Genomic DNA, 1,089 nt, shown 5'->3' with positions numbered 1-1,089 from the left:
TTGAGGAATTGGGTTGATTGAGCTTGTCCAACATGGCCTGGTAGACGACGATCGGCGGGTAGAAGCCGTGGACGGCACGCGGGCGGTTGTTGAGCAGGTCGGCAATCGCATCGAGCTGCGCCTGGCTGTGAACCGACAGGTCGGTGCCTTTGGGCAGGTACTGGCGGATCAGTCCATTGGTGTTCTCGCAGGAAGCGCGCTGCCAGGGGCTATGCGGGTCACAGAAGTACACCATCACGCCGGTGTTGGCCGTCAGTTCGGCATGGCGCGCCATCTCCTTGCCCTGGTCGTAGGTCAGGGTCTGGCGCATCGGTTCGGCAATGCTGCGCAGCTTGGCCGTGAAGCCTTCCAAGGCAGAGGCGGCTGTCGCATCGGCCAGCTTGATCAACATCACCAGGCGAGAGCTGCGTTCGACCAGCACGCCCACGGCCGAACGGTTGCCTGCCCCCTTGATGAGATCGCCCTCCCAGTGCCCGGGGAAGGCCCGGTCGTTGGCCTCGGGTGGGCGCACATGGATGCTCAGCAGATCGGGCATCTGGCCCCTGCGATCCTCACCCCGGCTGCGCGGCATGCGCTTGGACTTGGCACGGCGCAGACAGGCGATCAGGTCTTTGCGCAACTCGCCCTTGGGCATGGCGTAGATGCAGGTGTAGATGGTTTCGTGAGAGACAGTGCGCTGGGGTTCATCGGGCCACATGAGCTTGAGTGTGCCCGCGATCTGCGAGGGCGACCATCCCTGGGCCAGGAAGTGGTGAACCACGCCAAAGAGCACGGTGTCACTGGCCAGCTTGGAGCGTTTGCGGCACTTGAAGCGGGCGCGCCGGGCACGCAGACTGGCGGCGCGGGCGTCGTACCCGGCAGGCGCGCCTGCCATCGACGCAGGTCGATCGGGCCAGGCGCCAAAGCGCTTGAGTTCGCGGGTGATGGTCGAAGGCGCGCGGCGAAGCCTCACAGCGATCTGCCGCGCCGAGCAGTTGTCCGCCTTCATCATCATGATCGCCGCTCGTTCTTCAGCCGTGAGTTGTTCGTAGTGCTTGCCCATCGCGGTACCTTACCGGTTGGGTGTTGCACTTGATTATTGATTCCGCC

The 1,089-nt window shown here is 64.1% G+C and carries 1 protein-coding gene; it reads right to left on the bottom strand.

All coding sequences use genetic code 11. The annotated features are described in order from the left end of the window. Window positions 1-994: IS30 family transposase (locus tag ACFQNJ_RS19315; RefSeq protein ID WP_417450462.1), on the bottom strand; the 994-nt coding region annotated here is incomplete at its 3' end. Window positions 995-1,089: the final 95 nt, after the last annotated feature.

It is taken from the genome of Hydrogenophaga bisanensis, assembly GCF_042665135.1.
In the GTDB taxonomy this organism is placed as follows: domain Bacteria; phylum Pseudomonadota; class Gammaproteobacteria; order Burkholderiales; family Burkholderiaceae_C; genus Hydrogenophaga; species Hydrogenophaga bisanensis.
The sequence above is the reverse complement of the archived record's forward strand: the minus strand, read 5'-3'. Positions and strand labels throughout refer to the sequence as shown.